Raw genomic sequence first — 18,002 nt, forward strand, 5'->3', positions numbered from 1 at the left:
AGAATCCGAGAAGAGAGAGGTACGGATGACCAGAGGATCCGCGAGACGTGGAGCGGCGCTCGCGTCGGCCGGGCTCGTGCTCGCGCTGCTGCCCACGGGCGGGGCCGAGGCACAGGACGCCGAGGCACGGGACACCGGAACCCAGGCCCGTACCCGCGCCGCCTCCGCCGCCCGCACGGTCACCCTCGTCACCGGAGACAAGGTGACCGTCACCGACCTCGGCGGCGGCCGGAAGACGGTCACCGTCGAACGGCCGCGGGGCGCCACCGGAGCCGTCCGTACGCAGACGGTGAACGGCGCCGTCACCGTCGTACCGGACGAGGCGCTGCCCTATCTGCGGGCGGGCACCCTCGACCAACGGCTGTTCGACGTCGGCGAGTTGATACGGCAGGGCCTCACGGACGGCAGGACCGGCGAACTGCCGCTGATCGTCACGTACGAGAAGGGCGCGCGTGTGGCGACTCCGCGCGGCGCCGAGAGGACGCGCGGGCTGCCCAGCGTCCACGGGGCGGCTGTCGACGCCGGCAAGGGGCGGACGTTCTGGCGGGCGCTGACCCGGCAGGACGGGATCGACAAGGTCTGGCTCGACGGGCGGGTCAGCGCCGACATGGCCGAAAGCAATGCCCAGATCGGTACGCCGGAGGCGTGGGAGGCGGGGCTGACCGGCAGGGGCGTCACGGTCGCCGTGCTGGACACGGGGGTGGACGTCGGCCATCCCGATCTCGACGGGCGGGTCTCCACCACCAGGAGTTTCATCGAGGGCGAGGAGGTCGCCGACCGCAACGGCCATGGCACGCACGTCACTTCGACCGTCGGCGGCAGCGGCGCCGCGTCCGACGGCAAGGAGAAGGGCGTCGCGCCCGGCGCCACGCTCGCGGTCGGGAAGGTCCTCAGCGATCAGGGCTCGGGCAGCGAGTCGCAGATCATCGCGGGCATGGAGTGGGCCGCGCGGGACGTCGGCGCCGAGGTCGTCTCGATGAGCCTCGGCTCGACCGAGCCCAGCGACGGCACCGACCCCATGGCCCAGGCCGTCGAGACCCTCTCGAAGGAGACCGGCGCCCTCTTCGTCGTCGCCGCGGGCAACACCGGCGCCCCCTCCTCCATCGGCTCACCGGGCGCCGCCGACTCCGCGCTGACCGTCGGCGCGGTCGACTCCGCCGACCAGGCCGCCTACTTCACCAGCGCGGGTCCGCGGCACGGCGACAACGCCCTGAAGCCCGACCTGTCCGCCCCGGGCGTCGACATCCTCGCGGCCCGCTCCCGTCTCGCGGCCGGCAGCGGCGACTACACCGCCATGAGCGGTACGTCGATGGCGACACCCCATGTCGCGGGCGTCGCCGCACTCCTCGCCGAGCGGCACCCCGACTGGACCGGCGCGCAGCTCAAGAACGCGCTGATGTCGACGTCGAAGCAACTCGACGCGTCCGCCTATGTGTTGGGGGCCGGGCGAGTGAGCGTGCCGGAGGCCGTGAAGTCCGACGTCACCGCCACGGGAAGCGCCGACCTCGGCTTCCACCGCTGGCCCTACGAGTCGAACGAGCCGGTCACCAGGACCGTCACCTACACCAACTCCTCCGACACGGCCGTCGAGTTGAGCCTCTCCGTACGGGGAGCGCCCGACGGGGTCGCGACGCTCGCCGACTCCACGCTGACCGTGCCCGCGCACGGGACGGCCTCCACGACCGTGACCGGGGATGGCGACAAGGCTCCGGTGGGCAACACCAGCGGGCAGATCGTGGCCTCGGCCGCGGACGGAACGACCATCGCGCACACGGCCTTCGGTCTGGTCAAGGAGGAGGAGCGGTACACGCTCACCGTCCACGTCAAGGACCGTGCCGGGGACGCGACCGCCGCCGGCCTCGTCGTGCAGCGACTCGCCGAGGGCGTCGACCCCTTCCCGGCCCCGGTCGGCGACTCCGGCACCGTGGAACTGAGGCTGAAGCCCGGCACGTACAGCCTGAACACCTTCCTCGACGTACGCGGCAGACGTGGCGCCGACTCGCTCGGGCTCGGTTTCCTCGCCGCACCCGAGATCGACCTCGACCGGGACCGGGAAATCACCCTGGACGGCAGGAAGTTGAGGGAGGTCGCGGCCCGTGTCGACCGGCGGACCGAGACCCGGCAGCTCCTCATGGAGTACGACCGCGCGGCGAACGGCTCGGACCTGTTCGGAGCGGTCCAGGTGCCGGTCAAGTACGACAGCGTCTTCGCGGCACCCACGGCGAAGGTGACGAAGGGCAGCTTCGAGTACCGGACCGTGTGGCGGCTCGGGAAACCGATGCTGGAGGTGAAGGGGGTCGGGGAGGCCGTCGTCCAGCCCGGGAGCACGCTCGTCGAGGGGCGCCGCAAGCTGCCGCTCGTCGATGTCGGAACCGGGGAGTACGGCGGAAGGGACGTACGCGGCAAGGCCGTTCTCGTCCGGATGCGCGAGGGGGCGGAGCCCGCCGAGATCGCGCAGGCCGCCCAGGACGCGGGCGCCGAGGCTCTGTTCGTCACGGACGACGTGCCCGGACGGCTCAACGCCTGGTTCGGCACCGACGACAACGCCGACCGGCCGATCCAGATCGCCACGGTGAACACGGCGGATGCCGCCCGACTGCGTTCGGCCCGGAAGGCCGAGACGAACGGGACGCGCAACACGCCCTACACGTACGACCTTTCGGAAGGGCATCGCGGGAGCATCCCGGCACGGGACCTGACGTACGAGCCCTCGCGCGGTCAACTCGCCGTGCTGGACACCAGGTTCCATGCCGTGAAGCCCGTGTCCGGCAGCGAGTTCCGGTACTCGCTCACCGACGACTCCTTCCCCATCGGCATCGGCTTCCAGGAGCGGATCGACTTCCCGGCCGAGCGCACCGAGTACGTGTCGACCGGACCCGGCCAGCTGTGGCACGAGTCCGTCAACGTCGGTGCCGGGGACCTGGAGGAGCGCAGCGGGCTCGTCCGCTATCGCGGGGGCACGCATCCGGACCTCGACTGGTTCCGGCCGGTCTGGCATCCGTGGCTCGGCACCGGGCTCGGCTGGGGGCAGCAACGGGCGGGCGGCCAGCTGCAGTTCAACACCCCGGGCTGGGCCGACTCCGGGCCCGACCACACCGGCTTCGGCAACGTGTGGAGCGACGAGACCGGCATGACCCAGTTCACCGAGGTGTATCTCGACGGGGAACTGGTCGACCGGCGGATGAGCTCCGGCGCCTATGTCTCGGAAGCCCCCGCGGACGAGCACACGTACAAGGTCGTCACGGACACGACGCTGGACGCGGACCGCTGGAAGCTCTCCACCAAGGGCCACTCCGAGTGGACGTTCCGGTCGGCGGCCACACCCGAGGACCGCTGGACCGTACTGCCGCTGCTCAACCTCGGCTTCGACGTCGACACGGACCTCGCGGGGAACGTGCGGGGCGGGAGCCGGCTGCCGGTGGGGATCCACTCCTCGTACGTGGCGGGCGCGACGGACACCGGCACCACCGGGACCATCGGCGGCGGGAAGCTCGAAGTCTCCTACGACGACGGGAAGTCTTGGCGGACGGTACGGCTGTCCGACTCGGGCTCTGGCTCCGGATCCGGTTCTGGCTCGGGTGAGGTCGCCTGGAAGGGGACGGTCACCGTGCCGCGCGACGCGGAGTACGTGTCTCTGCGGGCCTCGGCGAGCGACGACCGGGGTGGTTCGGTGACGCAGGAGATCGTCCGGGCGGTGGGCGTGCGGTAGGAACCGCACGGACCGTACGGGCGCGGACGGCGCCGCCTCCCCCTGGGGCCGGGAGGCGGCGCCTTCGTGCTTGGAACGGGTCTGCTACGAGGGGGATTTCACTGGCTTCACGATTCCGCGTACGACACCGAGGTCCACCAGGTCCTGCGGCCGGATGCGGAGCTGGTCCGCCGTGGCCCGTACCTCCTCCGGTGGCCGCTTGAGGATGGCGGCCGCGAGCTCGGGGGCGATGACGGAGAAGTAACTGTCCGGTGTGGCCCACGTGTTGTCCGGTGAGGCGAGGGCCAGCGCGCCCCCCGAGCCGCCCTCGCCGATCAGCAGCGTGGTGACAGGCGTCCGCGCGGCGGCCACGGCTCCGAACACGTCCGCGATCGCCGCGCCCGAGCCCTGCCGTTCCGCCTCCGCGTCGTTGGCGGCACCCGGGGTGTCCACCAACGTCAGTACGGGGATACGGAGTCGGTCCGCGAGCCGGATCAGCCGGGCGGCGGTGCGGTAGCCGGCGGGGCGGGTGGCGGTGCCGGTCTGGACGGCGTAGGCCACGGTACGGCCGCCGTCCTTCAGTACGCCGAATCCGCAGAGCATCCCGTCGTCCGTGCCGCCGCAGCGGTCACCGCTGATCGCCGCACGACGGGCGAGGTGTGCGTCCAAGTAGGCGGTGGCGCGGGGGCGTTGCGCGGAGCGGGCGTTGCCCACGGCCTCCCAGCCGGTGGCCGGCAGGTCGGTGTCGGCCAGGGCGGGCGGGGGTGGGGCCGGTTCGGCCGACGGGCGGCTCAGCAGGTGCAGCCACAGCCCCAGCAGCTCGGGCAACTCCGCCGGTGGCACCACCGCGTCGACCGCTCCCGCCGCCAGCTGCGCCTCGGCCGTGTAGGCCGCCGGGTCGGCATCGGGCGGACGGACGCGCGAGCCCGCGAAGCCCACCTGGGCGCCAGGGAGGGCGAGGACGACATCGGCGCCCGCGCCCAGAGTGGCCCAGCCGCCGCCGGTCGTCGGGTCGCGCAGGACCGCGATCTGCGGCAGCCCCGCCTCGCGGGTGAGCGTCGACTGCCGTGCCACGCGCTGGAGTTGGACCAGCGCGCGCATACCCTCCTGCATACGGCTGCCGCCCGTGGCGACGAGGGAGACGACCGGGAGCCGGTGCTCACGCGCGTACGCGTAGGCCGCCTCCAGCCGGTCACCCGTACGCTCGCCCAGCGATCCGCCGAGGAAGCCGAACTCGAAGGAGATCAGCACCGTGGCCGTCCTGCCGATCTCCGCCGTACCGCAGACGACCGACTCCTCCTCACCCGTGCGGGCGGCGGCGCGGGCGCGCGAGTCCTCGTAACCCTGCCAGGACAGGGGCCCGTCCGGCCCGTACTCCCTTACAGGGCCCACGTGGCCTACTTGGCTTACGGGGTCTCCGGGCCCGGTCAGTTCGGTGAACCCGGGCGTGACCAGGTCGATCGCCTCGCGGGCCGTGTACCGCGGCACGGCCTCAGTCATGGGTCAGCGCACGCTTCATGATCTTGCCCATGTCGTTGCGGGGCAGCGCGTCGATGTGGTGGACGACGCGGGGCCGCTTGTGGGGCGCGAGCCGGCGGGCCACGTGGTCCGCCAACTCGTCGACGGAAGGCGGTGATTGTGGATCCGCGGGCACGATCCACGCCACGATCCGCTCGCCCAGGTCGGCGTCCGGTTCGCCGGTGACCGCGGCCTCGCGTACACCCGGATGTTCCAGAAGGGCGTTCTCGATCTCGCCCGCCCCGATCTTGTAACCGCCGCTCTTGATCAGATCGGTGGCCTTCCGGCCGACGATGCGTACGTATCCGTCGGGGTCGCGCACCGCCATGTCGCCGGTGCGGAACCAGCCGTCCTCGGTGAAGGCCGCCGCGGTCGCCTCGGGGCGGTTCAGGTACTCGGTGAAGAGATTCGGTCCGCGGACCTGGATCTCACCGACGGTCTCCCCGTCGTACGCCTCTACGGCCGTCGTCCCGTCCTCCTCCGTCAGCCGCAGTTCGACGCCCGGCAGCGGGACGCCGACCGTGCCCGCGCGGGGCTCACCGTCGGCGCGGACGCTGGTGTTCATGAGGGTCTCCGTCATCCCGTACCGCTCGATGACGCGTCGCCCGGTCGCCTCCGCGATCCGCTCGTGGTCGTGCACGGGCAGGGCCGCCGACCCCGACACGAGCAGCCGCGCCCTGGCCAGGGCCTTCGCGAGCGCGGGGTCGTCGGGCAGGGTCTCCGCGATCCGGTGGTACATCGTCGGCACCCCGAACAGCATGGTGGCGCCCTCGCTCAACTCCCTTGTCACGCCCGCCGTTTCGAAACGGCCGAGGTGCCGTACGGATCCGCCGCGGCGCAGCGGGCCGAGGATGCCCAGGATCAGGCCGTGCACGTGGAAGAGGGGGAGACCGTGCACGAGGACGTCGTCACCGGTCCACTGCCAGGCGTCCGCGAGGGCATCGAGGGTGGTGGCGACGGCCCGGCGGGGGATGACGGCGCCCTTCGGGGGGCCGGTGGTGCCGGAGGTGTAGACGACGAGGGCGGGGGTTTCGGGGGTGAGGCCCGAGGGTCCGACGGTGGCGGGGGCGCCGGTGGCAGGAGACGCCGCCCCCGTGCCGCGTACGTCGATGTCGACGCGTTCCAACGCGGCCAGTGCGGGCGGGAGTTGGGTGCCCGGCGCCGCGAGCACCAGCGTCGGGGCGCTGTCCGAGACGATGTGCCCCAGCTCGCTCTCGCCCGACTTCGGGTTGAGCGGTACGGCGGGGACGCCGGCCAGCAGCGCGGCGACCACGGCGACGGCGGTCTCCAGGGTGGGCGTGGCCCACACGGCGATCCGGCCCGCCTCCGCGACGCGGGCGGCGAGGGGGGAGGCGGTGGCCGCGAGCTCGCCGTAGGTCAGGGAGCGGTCACCGAAGCGCAGGGCGGGCCGTTGCGCGCCGGGGCCGTCCGGGTCCGCCTGGGCCTCGGTCAGGGCCGGGAAGAGAGCCGGGAAGTGAGGGGACACGCGTCGTACTCCTTAGTCGTTCGTCGAAGGCCGCCCGTCGGAACGGCCGGCGCGGCCGGTGTCACCCCCAGCCGGGGACCACCAGGGCGAGCCACACCACCGCGGGGACCACGGCCACCACGATCCCTCCGTACACCATCAGCTGCCGGAAGAAACGCTCCCGGTCGACGCCGGGTGCCGCCGCGAGCACCAGCGCGCCGTTCGTCGAGAACGGGCTCACGTCCACCACCGTCGCCGACACCGCGAGCGCCGCCACCATGCCGACCGCCCCGATCTCGCCCTGCGCCAGGAACGGCACCGCCAGCGGGATCAGCGCCCCCATGATGCCGACGGACGAGGCGAACGCGGAGACCAGCGCGCCGATGTAGCAGAGGAGGACGGCGGACAGCAGCGGGATGCCGATGTCGCTGACGCCCTCGCCCGCCCAGTCGATCGTGCCCATCTCGTCCAGGACGCCGACGTACGTCAGCACACCGCAGATCAGCAGGACCGTCGGCCAGGCGATCTGGGAGACGGCGTTGCGGCTGTCCTCCGGCCAGCAGGTGCTGAGCAGGACGGCGAGGGTGATGGAGGTGAGGCCGGCGTCCAGGTCGAAGGCGAGCACGGCGACGACCAGGGCGACGAGAGCGGCGAGGGTGGCCATACGGGCGGGGTTGAGCCGCGTGGTGTCGTCCTCGGGCTCTTCTTCCCGGTCCTGGGGCGCGCCCTTCGCGTCGGCGTCGGCGTCGACGACGGTGCTGGTGCCGGCGCCCGCGCTCTTCGGCCCCGACGTCGGCCCCGAAGCCGACCCGGAAACCGACGCCGATGCCGGTCCGGACGCCGAGACCGAGGTCCCTTCCGCGGCGGCCCCGTCGCCGTCGTTCCGCAGCTTCAGCCCGCCGAACAGCACGAACACCACCCCCGCGATCACGAGGTTGACGACGAGCGAGGCGAGGAACAGGGCGATCTCGTTGCCGGGCAGCTTCTCGCGCTCGACGATGCCGTTGACGATCGTCCCGTAGATGCTGATCGGGGAGAAGCCGCCGCCCTGCGCGCCGTGCACCACCATCGCGCCCATCAGCAGCGGGCTGATCTGATAGCGCGCGGCGAAACTCAGCGCGATGGGCGCCACGATGGCGACGGCGGCCGGGCTGACCGCGCCGATCGCGGTGAGCGCGCCCGTCAGCACGAACATCACCCACGGGATCAGCACGACCCGCCCGCGCACGAGCCGGATCGAGGCGTGCACCAGCCAGTCGGTGGTGCCGTTGGCGCGGGCGATCGCGAACAGATAGGTGACACCGACGAGTACGACGAAGAGGTCGCCGGGGAATCCGGCGAAGATCTTGTCGGCGTCGAAGTCCGCGACCAGTTCGCCGACTCCGTAGGCGGCGGCGAAGGCGAGGGCGCCCATGTTGATGGAGCGGGTGGTGGCGATCACGAACACCACGACGAGCACAAGGATCGAGATCAGTTCGGCGGACATACGGGCTCCCGTCTTTGGGTCCCTTGTCGAGCGGGTGCTGAGCAGGGTGGCTGATTGGCCAAGTGGCTGAACCACATTGGGTGGTGCTCGTGGAGAGCGTCAAGAGAAGTGACGTAAATTGGCTCAGCCACTCGTCCACTGGGCCACTTGTCCACACAGTCACTGCGCGGGTCACCCCCGGTGTTACGCTGCGCCCGCAGGGGGACGAACCACCCGCAAGAGGGGACAAGGGGGACGGGCATGACCGACGCACTGCGCCCGATGACGGCCAAGCCGCGTCTGTACGAGCAGGTCCTCGACCGGTTGCGCAGTTACGCGGCCGAGGGCGGCCTGGGTGCGGGTGACCGCCTCCCGCCCGAGCGCGACCTGGCGGCCCGCCTCGGCGTCAGCCGCGCCTCGGTGAAGCAGGCCATCGTGGTCCTGGAGGTGCAGGGCCTGGTCGAGGTCCGCCACGGCGGCGGGACCTACCTCGTCCGCGACACCCTCGACGCCGAACCGATGGAGCAACTCGTGGAGCGGCGCCGCCGGTTGCCCGACGTGCTCGACGCCCGCGAGGCCCTGGAGACCAAGCTCGCCGAACTGGCCGCCGAGCGCCGCACCGACGAGGACGTCTCCGCCATGGACTCCGCCCTCGTCCACATGCGGGACGAGATCCAGGCCGGCGGACACGGAATCGAGGGCGACCGGCTCTTCCACGCGGCGGTCACGGCCGCCGCGCACAGCGGGATCCTCGCCGAGTTCATGCGCTCCATCGCCGACCAGATCACCGAGAGCCGCCACGAGTCGCTGCGCCAGCCGAGCCGCCCCACACGTTCCCTCACCCAGCACCGCGCGATCTTCGACGCGATCGTCGCCCGGCAGCCGGGCCGGGCGGCCGCCGCGATGCGCAGGCACGTACAGACGGTGGCGAGGGTACGACTGCTGGACTGGGACCCGGAGGAGAACGACGAACCGGGGCTGTGACGCCCGTAGCGACCAACACGTGTTCTGACAGGCGTTCTGACGGCCCTGGTGACGAACAGACGTTCTGACGGCCCTGGTGACGAACAGGCGCTCTGACGGCCCTGGTTAGGATCCGGTGCCATGAGCGCGTCCAGCACCATGCCCCCTGCTTCCCCTGTGAACGGGCGAGAGCCCACGATCGTCGCCACCTCCGGCGGCCACCGTGCCGGGGTCGGCCGGACCATGGTGTCGTTCAACTCCCTGGTGCATCACGCGGTCGAACTGTCGGGCGCGCACGGCCGTCGCCCCCGTGTCCTGTACGTCGGTACGGCCATAGGCGACGCGGAACACTTCACGGCCCGTATGACCGAGGCCGCACGCGTGGCGGGCTTCGACCTCACGCCCCTCCACCTCTTCCCGATGCCGAACCTCGACGACGTCGAGGGCACCGTCCTCGACCAGGACGTCGTCTGGGTCATGGGCGGCTCGGTGGCGAACCTCCTCGCGGTATGGCGGGTGCACGGCCTCGACGGCATCCTGCGCCGCGCCTGGCACTCGGGCGTCGTCCTCAGCGGTGTCAGCGCGGGCTCGATCTGCTGGTTCCGGGGCGGGACCACGGACTCCTTCGGCCCCGAACTCCGCCCGATCACCGACTCGTTGGGCTTCCTCCCCTACGGCAACGGCGTCCACTACGACACCGACCCCGGCCGCCGCCCCCTGGTCCACGCCCTCGTCGCGGACGGCACCCTTCCCACCGCCCACTGCACCGACGACGGGGTGGGCCTGGTCTACCGCGGCACCGAGCTGGTCGAAGCGGTCACCGAAGTCCCGGGCAAGGGCGCGTACATCGTGACCCGCGACGGCGACACGGCCGTCGAGGAGCGCGTCGAGCCGCGCCGGCTGCCGGACATCTCCTAGCGGCGTGCGCCCGCATCGCTACCGCCACCGATCTCGCTACCGCAACTGAACTCTCGCCATCGCCACAGATCTCGCTACTGATCGCCGCGCAGATAGCGAGTGACCATGGCCACCAGTTCGTTCTCGAACGTCTCGACCGGGATGGTCCGCGGGCCGGCCATGAGCATGTGCGTGTTCATCTCCACTGTGGTCACGATCAGTTCGGCCGCGGTGTCGAGATCCCGCACGCGGACGTCCGGGTGCCGGGCGAGGAGGCCGCGCACCTGACCGACGCGGATCTTTCCGTGCCGGTCGATCGTGTCGAGCACCTCCTGCGAGAACGACGCCTCCTCGATCATGATCCGCAGCAGCTGCGGATCGTCTCGGTGGTTGTCGACCGCGTCGCGGACCAGTGCCCGCACCGTCGCCTCCAGGCTCCCGGGGGACAGGTCGAGCTTGTCGGCCTGCGTCCACGTGCCGCGGTCGATGTGCCGCACCAGCAGCTCGGCGAGGATGGCGTCCTTGTTCGGGAAGTACTGGTACAGCGAGCCGATGGAGACGCGGGCGCGTTCGGCGATGCGGTTGGTGGTGCCGGCGGCGTAGCCGTGCTCGGCGAAAACGTGAGCAGCGGCGGTGAGGATTCGGTCGCGGGTGAGCTCCGCGCGCACCTGACGGGGCTTGCGACGTGGCTGAAGACGGCGGTCGGCCGACGACATCCGGGGTCCTCCTCAAGGCGCGAAAAGCGAGTAGCCAAAGAGCTGAGCCATTGCTCACAATAGTGCCATGACCTGGGAAAACAAGGCCACGTCCGCGGTGCGCGAGAACCGGCTGAGCACCTTGCGCCGGCTGACGACGGTGGACGAGGTCGAGACGACCGTCGGCCGCCCGGCGTCGGCCGTCATGCTCAAGCAGATCGGCGCCCTCGACGAGGGTTGCCGGACCGTCCTCGCCGGGTGTCCGATCGCGGCCTTCGGCTACCGGGACGCCGACGGCACCAGCAGGACGACCTTCATCGGCGGCACGCCGGGGTTCGCACGCGTCCACTCGCCCACCCGGATCTCGTTCTCCCTGCCCGAGCCGGGCGACCCGCACGGTCCGGTCTCGCTCTTCTTCCTCCTGCCGGGCGTCGGGGAGATCCTGCGCGTCAACGGTTCGGTGGCCGCGCGCAAGGGCGCGGAGACGACCGTCGACATCGCGGAGGCGTACGTGCACTGCGCACAGGCCGTTCTCCGGTCCCGCCTGTGGCAGCCGCCCGTCCCTGCCGAGCCGGCCGCCGAGTTCGCGGGCGACGGGCCCCTGCGCCGGCCCGGTGTCGCCGAGTTCCTGGCCGCGGCACCGTTCCTCGCGCTGTCCACCTGGGACTCGTCCGGTGGGAGCGACACGAGTCCGCGCGGGGACCGGCAGGCGGTGGCGCGGATCCTGGACGGCCGCACGCTCGTCGTCCCGGACCGGAAGGGCAACAGACGAGCCGACACGCTCCACAACCTGCTGAAGGACGACCGGCTCTCGCTGGCCGCGCTCGTTCCGGGGCGCACCGGTGTGCTGCATGTACGCGGCCGTGGTGCGATCACCGACGATCCGGCGCTGCTGGAGACGATGGCGCTGCGCGGGATGTCCCCGCACCTGGCGCTGCTCATCGACGTCGAGCACGCCGAGGTGATGGGCAACGACGCCGTGGCGCGCTCACGGCTGTGGACCCCCGGCGCGCACGTGGACCGAGGCACGGTGCCGGACCTGATGGCGCTTGCTGGAGAACACCTCGCCGCCGGTTCGGCCGATGCGGAAGGGGGGCCACCCGCCTTCCTGTTGAAGGCAGTCGGGGCGATCCCGGGGATGATCCGGTTGCTGCGGCTGGTGATGAACCGTGCCTACCGTTCCGGGCTGCGGAAGGAGGGCTACGAGGACGTCAACGAGGACATCGGGCCCGGCGCGGGCGGGCGCCGCCGTGGCTTCCTGCGCCGACGCCCTGCCGGCGACGGAGGAACCGAGGCCGGAGGAACCGAGGCCGGAGGGACGGGGATCCGCGGGACGGAGAACCCGCTGCGGGAGGTGCGCGTCGCCGAGGTGCGCAAGGAGACACCGAGCGCCGTAACTCTCGTACTGGAGGACCTTGTTCTGGGGGACACCGGTGCGAGCCCGGGCTCGTTCGACTTCCGGCCCGGTCAGTTCTTCACGCTCGTCGCCGACATCGACGGCCGCCCGGTGCGACGGGCCTATTCGGCCTCCTCGGCACCCGGTTCGTCCCGGCTGGAGGTCACCGTCAAGCACGTCGAGGGCGGCCGGTTCTCCACCCACGTGCACCGGAGTCTGCGCGCCGGGGACCGCCTCGCGGTGCGCGGCCCGTCGGGGTCCTTCCACGCCGAGCCGCAGCCCCCGGATGACCTGGACGCTCCGGACGCCCTGAACGCCCCGGACGAGATCGTGCTCGTCGCGGCGGGCAGCGGTGTGACGCCGATGATGAGCATGATCCGCACTCGGCTCGCCGTCCGGCCGGGCCGCGACCGGATCGCGCTGCTCTACAGCAGCCGCAGCGCGGACGAGATCATCTTCGCCGACGAGCTGACCCGGCTGGCGAAGGACAATCCCGACCGGCTGTCGGTCACCCACGTCCTGACCGGCCGGGAGGGACGGCTCGACGCGGACGGCGTACGCCGTTGGGTCACCGGTCTCTCCCCGGCCCCGGGCGCCCACTACTACACCTGCGGTCCCGGGCCGCTGATGGACGCCGTGCAGGGCGTGCTGACCGGGCTCGGAGTCCCGGACGAACTGGTGCACCTGGAGCACTACACCAGCGGAGCGGACATTCAGGCCGTGGCGACGGGGCCGCAGGCGATGACCGTCGAGGAGGACGGGCGCCCCGTCGGCACGGTCGTGGTCGAGCCCGGCCAGACGCTGCTCGACGCGGGACTGGCCGCGGGGCTGCCGATGCCGTACTCCTGCACGGTCGGGAACTGCGGCGACTGCATGGTGCGGCTCCGCGGCGGGGAGGTCACGCAGAACGAGCCGAACTGCCTCACGCCAGGGCAGAAAGCCGACGGCTACGTACTGACCTGCGTGGGCTGCCCACTGTCGAAGGTCACCCTCGACATCGCGGACCAGTGACCGCCGGAGGAACCTACTGGGGTCCGGTGTTCACGAGGTCGGCCACCACACAACTCACGTTGTCCGGGCCGCCGGAGTCGTTCGCCACCCTGACGAGGGCCTGTGCGGCCTCGTCCGGTCCGGGGGCCGTCGTGAGCGTGTCCCTGATGGTGGCCTCGGGCACGACGGCCGACAGCCCGTCCGAGCACAGCAGATAGCGGTCGCCGACGAGGGCGTCGTGCAGCCGCACGTCGAGGTCCGGGGCGGGCCCGCTGCCTGTCAGCGCCTTCAGGAGCAGGGCGCGCTGGGGGTGGGCGGTGGCCTCGTCCGGTGTCAGGCGGCCCTCGTCGAGCATCGACTGGACCATCGTGTGGTCGTGGGTGATCCGGAAGAGGCCGCCGTCGCGGAGGAGGTAGGCGCGGGAGTCGCCGATGTGGACCAGGGCCAGTTGGGAGCCGGTCCACACCATCGCGGTGAGGGTGGTGCCGATCTCGTTCGTCGGGCCCGCCACCTCCTGGACGGCCTGAGTGGCGCCCTGGACCGCGTCCTCCAGGAGGTTGAGGACGCTCCCGGCGGGGAGCGGTTCGTCGTCGAGGAACTTCAGGGCCTCGACGGCCGCGCTGCTCGCGGGCGCGCCCCCGGACCCGAAGCCGTCGGCGACGGCCAGGACGCGGGTGCCCGCGTACGCGGTGTCCTGGTTGGCGGGGCGTACGAGGCCGGTGTCGGACAGGGCGGAGTAGCGGAGTTCCAGCATGGTGGTGTCCTTACTCGGATTGCCCGGGTCACCCGGCTTGCCTGGGTTTCCCGGGACGGTTCGTGACAGGTGGTCGACGAGGAAGGCGGCCAGGTCACGGCGGGTCGCCGTCTCCGACTCGATCCGCGCCCAGAACGCGCGGACCTCCTGTGCCGCGGCCGCCGGTTCCAGGGCGCGGACCTCGCGGATCCCGGCCAGCGGCATGCCCAGCCGTCGCAGCCACGCCACCAGGCGTGCCTGTTCCAACTGCTCGGGCGCGTAGTAGCGGTACCCCGTCTCCGGGTCCACCCGCGCGGGACGCAGCAGCTCCAGCTCGTCGTACAGCCGAAGTGCCTTCGGCGACAGCCGTGACGCCTTCGCGAACGCCCCGATCGTCAGCATCTCCATGCGCGCACCCCCATGAGCAGTTGGCCGGCCGATCCGTTCGTCAGTGGGCCGGCCGTTCCTCGTCTGGCCACCGATGCTGTGGCCTCCCCAAAGGTGAAGGTCAAGCGGCCCGATCCGGTTCCCGGGCCGGTTGTTAGTCTGCGATCGGGATCACCGGAGCCGACGTACCCATGAGGAGCCCGCCGTGGCACGCACCGCCGCCCGCATCGCACTCGTCACCTGCCGGGAGGTCGCGGAGTCGGGGTACGACCGTGACCTGCCCGTTCTCGCGGACGCGGTGGAGCGGGCCGGGGCGGAAGCCGCCGTCGTGTGCTGGGACGACCCCGATGTCGACTGGGAGGGCTTCGACCTCGCCGTCATCCGCTCCACCTGGGACTACAGCTGGCGGGCCGCCGAGTTCGTGGCGTGGGCCGAGCGGTGCGGGGCACTGACGGCACTGGCGAACCCGGTGGACGTCGTCCGCTGGAACACCGACAAGCGGTATCTCGGCGACCTCGCAGCCGCCGGCGTGCCCGTCGTCGACACCCGGTACCTCGCCCCCGGCGACCCGGCCGACCTGCCCGCCGACCGCGCGTACGTCGTCAAGCCCACCTCGGGGGCGGGCGCCCGGAACGCCGCCCGCTACACGCCCGAGGACCACGAGAGGGCCGTACGGCACCTGGAGTGGATGCACGCGGAAGGGCTGACCGCGATGGTGCAGCCGTACATGGGGAGCATCGACACGGCGGGCGAACGGGCCCTCCTGTTCTACGGCGGGCGCTTCCTCCACGCCATCCGCAAGGGCGCCGTACTGGAACCCGGCACCGCTCACGACGCGGACAAGGTCCCGCACCCGAACCTGACGCCGTGGGAGCCGACGGCCGCCGAACTCGCCGTCGCCGAACGGGCGTTGGCCGCCGTGCCGGACGCCCCCGAACTGCTCTACGCCCGCGTGGACCTGGTGGACGGCGACGACGGGGCACCCCGCGTCATGGAGCTGGAACTCGTCGAGCCCAATCTCTTCCTCTTCCTGCACGAGGCCTCGGTACCGGTCGTAGCCGAGGCGATCGTCAAGGCCGCCACCCGCTGACGGGCCCGCCGCTGACAGGTCAACCGCTGTAGGCCCACCGCTGTGGGCAAACCGCTGTAGGCCTACAGCGGGAGGCCAACGGCTGTAGGCGCCAGGCCCTGTACGTCAGCCGCGCGGCCCGGTGACCGCCATCCGCTGCAGCAGCCCGTACGTGAACTCCGCCACGCAGTCGTGCGGTACGCCCGACGCGTCCGGCGCCGTGAACGCCAGCCCCCACCGTGTGGGCGCCGACCCCTCCAGCGGCCGGGCGGGCGGGAAGGCGCGGGCCGCCTCGTCGACCGCGCAGGACCAGGGGGTCAGATCCTCCAGGGTGCGCAGCTCGGGGGAGGGGGCGCCCGGCGCGCGGACCAGCCACTCGTTCCAGGCCGCGCCGTTCGGGGCCACCAGCACCTCGAAGCGGAGGTCCGGCCAGAGGGGGACCGGCCACAGGAGCGCCTCGCAGGACAGGTCGCCGATCTGCCGGGGCGTCACCGACTCCGGTTCGCCGAGGATCGAGCGGTAGCGGGAGACCGCTCCCCGGCCCCGCGGCACATGTCGCATCGCCTGCCAACGGCGGTTGGCCTCGCGCATGTCCGCGATCGAGACGCCCAGCGCATGGCGGGCGTCCTCCACGAGGTCCGCGTTGTGGTCGGCCATGCGGCGCAGCAGGACCAGCTGGAAGTCGAGCGGGGTGAACGGGCCGGCGGGCCTATCGGGTCGCTTGGCGGGAGGCATGCGTCCCATCGTGGCGTACGTGTCCCGCGCGGTGCGCGTCGCCCGGGGTGCGGCCCGTCGGGAGGAAGAGCACCGAGTTCACGTACCGGACGTACCCCGGGCTCCGGAAGGCCAGCACCCGCCGCAGCAGGCCCTGGGAGACCACGTGCGAGGCGTGGGCCTGGTGGGACTCCAGGTCGAAGGAGGACAGGGGGAGCCAGGTGTCGTCGGGCAGGACCCAGCCCTTGTAGCCGCGCTCGGCGAGGAACGACACGACGGGCCTGATCGGCTGGATGCGGGCCTCCAGTTCGATGAACAGGGCCGGGCGGTCACGGGTGAGGAGGGTGGTCGCCCCGCGCAGCACCGCCAGTTCGTTGCCGTCCACGTCGATCTTGATGAAGCCGACGTCGTGGAGGTTCAGACTGTCGAGGGTGAGACAGGGGACGTCCAGGGCGCGGGCGTGGATGTCCCGGCGGACGAGTGACGAGACGCCCCGGTCACCCTGGTCGCCGGACGGCAGCCACAGCCGGGCCGTGCCACGGCGGTCGCTCGCGGCGGCCCGGACCACCCGGACGTTCCCGGGCGTCGCGGCGGTCAGCAGCCGGGCCAGGTGCGGGACGGGCTCGACCGTCACCACGCGGTGCGCCCGCTGCGACAGACGGCGCGTCCAGGGGCCGTACCAGCCGCCGACGTCCACCGCCGTGCCACAGCCGGGCGGGCAGAGGTCGCCGAGCCGGGCCAGTTCGGGCTCGAAGCGCGGATAGACGAACCGGGCGGCGGCGGCGACCAGCCGCACCGGCACGAAGGGGGCAAGACGGGCTGCCAGGGTCATGGGGTCAACATCCGTTTCAGAAGTGCCTCGTGTTCGTCGTCCGTCACCTGTTCGCCGGAGGACGGGAGGAGCTGCGGGATGCCGTCCACGATCGGATAGCGGCGGCGCAGACGCGGGTTGTAGAGAGCGTCCTCAGTACTCTCCGGGCCGTCCGTCTCCTTTTCGAGGAGATGCAGCGGCCCCTTGTCCAGCGGGCACGCCAGTATCTTCAGCAATGGGTCGTCGGGGTTCATCAGTGGTCAACTCCCTTGTGGGGGGCGGGGGTTGGAGCTCTTCCGGTGGATCGTGCTGTGATGGTGGACCGGGCTGCGCCGGCGGGTCGTGCTTGGGCATCGCCAGGAGTACGGAGACCGCCAACGCCGTACCGCCGATGCGCAGCGCCAGCCGCAGCGGATCCTCGGGCAGCGCCTCGCCGAACGCGAGCGTGCCGAGCACCGCGGTGAACAGACACGTCACCGTCGTGCAGACCGGCACGATCAGCGAGGCCCGGCAGCGCTGCAGCGCCGCCTGCGACATCACCAGGCCGAACACGCCCGTGAACAGCAGGAGATAGGGGTACGGGGAGCGGAGCAGGTCGACCACCGCACCGCCGAGGCCACTTGAGGTGAGGTAGCTCGACACGCCCTTGATGGCCAGCGAGCTGACCCCGTACAACAGGCCCACCGCCACGCCGTATTCGACGCCCGTGGTCGGCATGCGGTGCCGGTGGCGGGCGCGGCGCTCGGCGGACGCGTACAGCCAGACGCCCAGCGCGAGCGACGGCACGCAGACGAGGAGGATCAGCGGGGCGGGGGCGCTGCGGCTGACCGTGTCGGAGCCCTCCTTGAGGGACAGGACCACCATGAGCAGCGCGACGAGGATCGCCCCGATGGCGTACCGCTCGCGACCCGAGGTCTCCTCGCCGAGCAGCACCGAGGAGAGCAGGACGAGGATCACCAGGCCGGAGACGAAGATGCCCTGCGCGGCGGCGATCGGCAGCGTGCGGTAGACGACGAGCTGCGCGCCGAAGCCGGACGCCAGGGCGAGGGAGCCGCCGATCCACAGCGGACTGCCGAGGACCATCCGCAGCAGCCGGGCGGGCTGCCGGACGGTCACCTGGGGCATCGCCGCCAACGCCCGCTTCTCCAGCACGAATCCGGTGCTGTACAGCACGTTCGCCAGCAGCGCCGCGGCCACCCCCCACCACATGG

14 protein-coding genes are annotated in these 18,002 nt (G+C 71.9%); 5 read left to right on the top strand and 9 right to left on the bottom strand.

The genetic code is table 11. The features are described from left to right. The first annotated feature begins 25 nt into the window (after positions 1 to 25). Positions 26 to 3,709 carry a S8 family serine peptidase gene (locus tag OG718_RS36635; RefSeq protein WP_328846224.1) on the top strand — a complete coding sequence of 1,228 codons (3,684 nt, stop codon included), beginning with the start codon at positions 26 to 28 and terminating at the stop codon, positions 3,707 to 3,709. A gap of 84 nt (positions 3,710 to 3,793) precedes the next feature. Here the strand turns inward: OG718_RS36635 and OG718_RS36640 are convergent, their stop codons facing one another. From OG718_RS36640 to OG718_RS36650, 3 genes are all read right to left on the bottom strand, one after another. Next, positions 3,794 to 5,188 (bottom strand): carboxyl transferase domain-containing protein, encoded by a 1,395-nt coding sequence (locus OG718_RS36640; protein WP_143631803.1) that lies wholly within the window; start codon positions 5,186 to 5,188, stop codon positions 3,794 to 3,796. Continuing rightward, positions 5,181 to 6,692 (bottom strand): acyl-CoA synthetase, encoded by a 1,512-nt coding sequence (locus OG718_RS36645; RefSeq protein ID WP_143631800.1) that lies wholly within the window; start codon positions 6,690 to 6,692, stop codon positions 5,181 to 5,183. Before OG718_RS36645 ends, OG718_RS36640 begins: the two co-directional genes overlap by 8 nt. A 61-nt stretch (positions 6,693 to 6,753) precedes the next feature. Next, the gene (locus OG718_RS36650) at positions 6,754 to 8,157 is read right to left on the bottom strand and encodes an SLC13 family permease (RefSeq protein ID WP_328846225.1); all 1,404 of its coding nucleotides are present in this window, start codon (positions 8,155 to 8,157) and stop codon (positions 6,754 to 6,756) included. A 240-nt stretch (positions 8,158 to 8,397) separates the two neighbouring features. On the opposite strand from OG718_RS36650, the gene OG718_RS36655 reads away from it, so the two are divergent. Together OG718_RS36655 and OG718_RS36660 are read left to right on the top strand one after the other, a co-directional pair. Then, complete coding sequence (locus OG718_RS36655) at positions 8,398 to 9,120, top strand: FadR/GntR family transcriptional regulator (RefSeq protein WP_143631795.1); 723 nt, start codon at positions 8,398 to 8,400, stop codon at positions 9,118 to 9,120. Between the two features lie 120 nt (positions 9,121 to 9,240). Continuing rightward, entirely contained in the window at positions 9,241 to 10,017 is a 777-nt protein-coding gene (locus tag OG718_RS36660) for a Type 1 glutamine amidotransferase-like domain-containing protein (RefSeq protein ID WP_398935421.1), read from the top strand. Between the two features lie 74 nt (positions 10,018 to 10,091). Here OG718_RS36660 and OG718_RS36665 read toward each other — a convergent pair whose 3' ends face one another. Continuing rightward, positions 10,092 to 10,712, bottom strand: coding sequence for a TetR/AcrR family transcriptional regulator (locus tag OG718_RS36665; RefSeq protein WP_306940262.1), 621 nt, complete (start codon positions 10,710 to 10,712; stop codon positions 10,092 to 10,094). Positions 10,713 to 10,779: 67 nt separating this feature from the next. Between OG718_RS36665 and OG718_RS36670 the strand changes: the two genes are divergently transcribed. After that, positions 10,780 to 13,098, top strand: coding sequence for a 2Fe-2S iron-sulfur cluster-binding protein (locus OG718_RS36670; RefSeq protein WP_328846226.1), 2,319 nt, complete (start codon positions 10,780 to 10,782; stop codon positions 13,096 to 13,098). Between the two features lie 13 nt (positions 13,099 to 13,111). On the opposite strand, the gene OG718_RS36675 is transcribed toward OG718_RS36670, so the two are convergent. After that, positions 13,112 to 14,218 (bottom strand): MerR family transcriptional regulator, encoded by a 1,107-nt coding sequence (locus OG718_RS36675; protein WP_328846227.1) that lies wholly within the window; start codon positions 14,216 to 14,218, stop codon positions 13,112 to 13,114. A 184-nt stretch (positions 14,219 to 14,402) separates the two neighbouring features. Here OG718_RS36675 and OG718_RS36680 point away from each other — a divergent pair, with 184 nt between their 5' ends. Continuing rightward, positions 14,403 to 15,287, top strand: coding sequence for an ATP-grasp domain-containing protein (locus OG718_RS36680; protein WP_443055203.1), 885 nt, complete (start codon positions 14,403 to 14,405; stop codon positions 15,285 to 15,287). Between the two features lie 105 nt (positions 15,288 to 15,392). On the opposite strand, the gene OG718_RS36685 is transcribed toward OG718_RS36680, so the two are convergent. Genes OG718_RS36685 through OG718_RS36700 form a run of 4 tightly spaced genes read right to left on the bottom strand, consistent with a single transcriptional unit; the run spans position 15,393 to position 17,988 of the window. Further along, positions 15,393 to 16,010, bottom strand: a complete 618-nt coding sequence (locus OG718_RS36685; RefSeq protein ID WP_328846228.1) for a hypothetical protein — start codon at positions 16,008 to 16,010, stop codon at positions 15,393 to 15,395. After that, positions 15,976 to 16,812, bottom strand: coding sequence for an FkbM family methyltransferase (locus OG718_RS36690; RefSeq protein WP_143631781.1), 837 nt, complete (start codon positions 16,810 to 16,812; stop codon positions 15,976 to 15,978). The genes OG718_RS36685 and OG718_RS36690 overlap by 35 nt, the downstream gene beginning before the upstream one ends. Continuing rightward, positions 16,809 to 17,045 (bottom strand): Trm112 family protein, encoded by a 237-nt coding sequence (locus tag OG718_RS36695; RefSeq protein WP_143631778.1) that lies wholly within the window; start codon positions 17,043 to 17,045, stop codon positions 16,809 to 16,811. The genes OG718_RS36690 and OG718_RS36695 overlap by 4 nt, the downstream gene beginning before the upstream one ends. Next, the gene (locus OG718_RS36700; RefSeq protein ID WP_328847897.1) at positions 16,945 to 17,988 is read right to left on the bottom strand and encodes a hypothetical protein; all 1,044 of its coding nucleotides are present in this window, start codon (positions 17,986 to 17,988) and stop codon (positions 16,945 to 16,947) included. The genes OG718_RS36695 and OG718_RS36700 overlap by 101 nt, the downstream gene beginning before the upstream one ends. Positions 17,989 to 18,002 lie beyond the last annotated feature (14 nt).

Origin of the sequence: Streptomyces sp. NBC_00258 (genome assembly GCF_036182465.1) — a bacterium.
GTDB lineage: Bacteria > Actinomycetota > Actinomycetes > Streptomycetales > Streptomycetaceae > Streptomyces.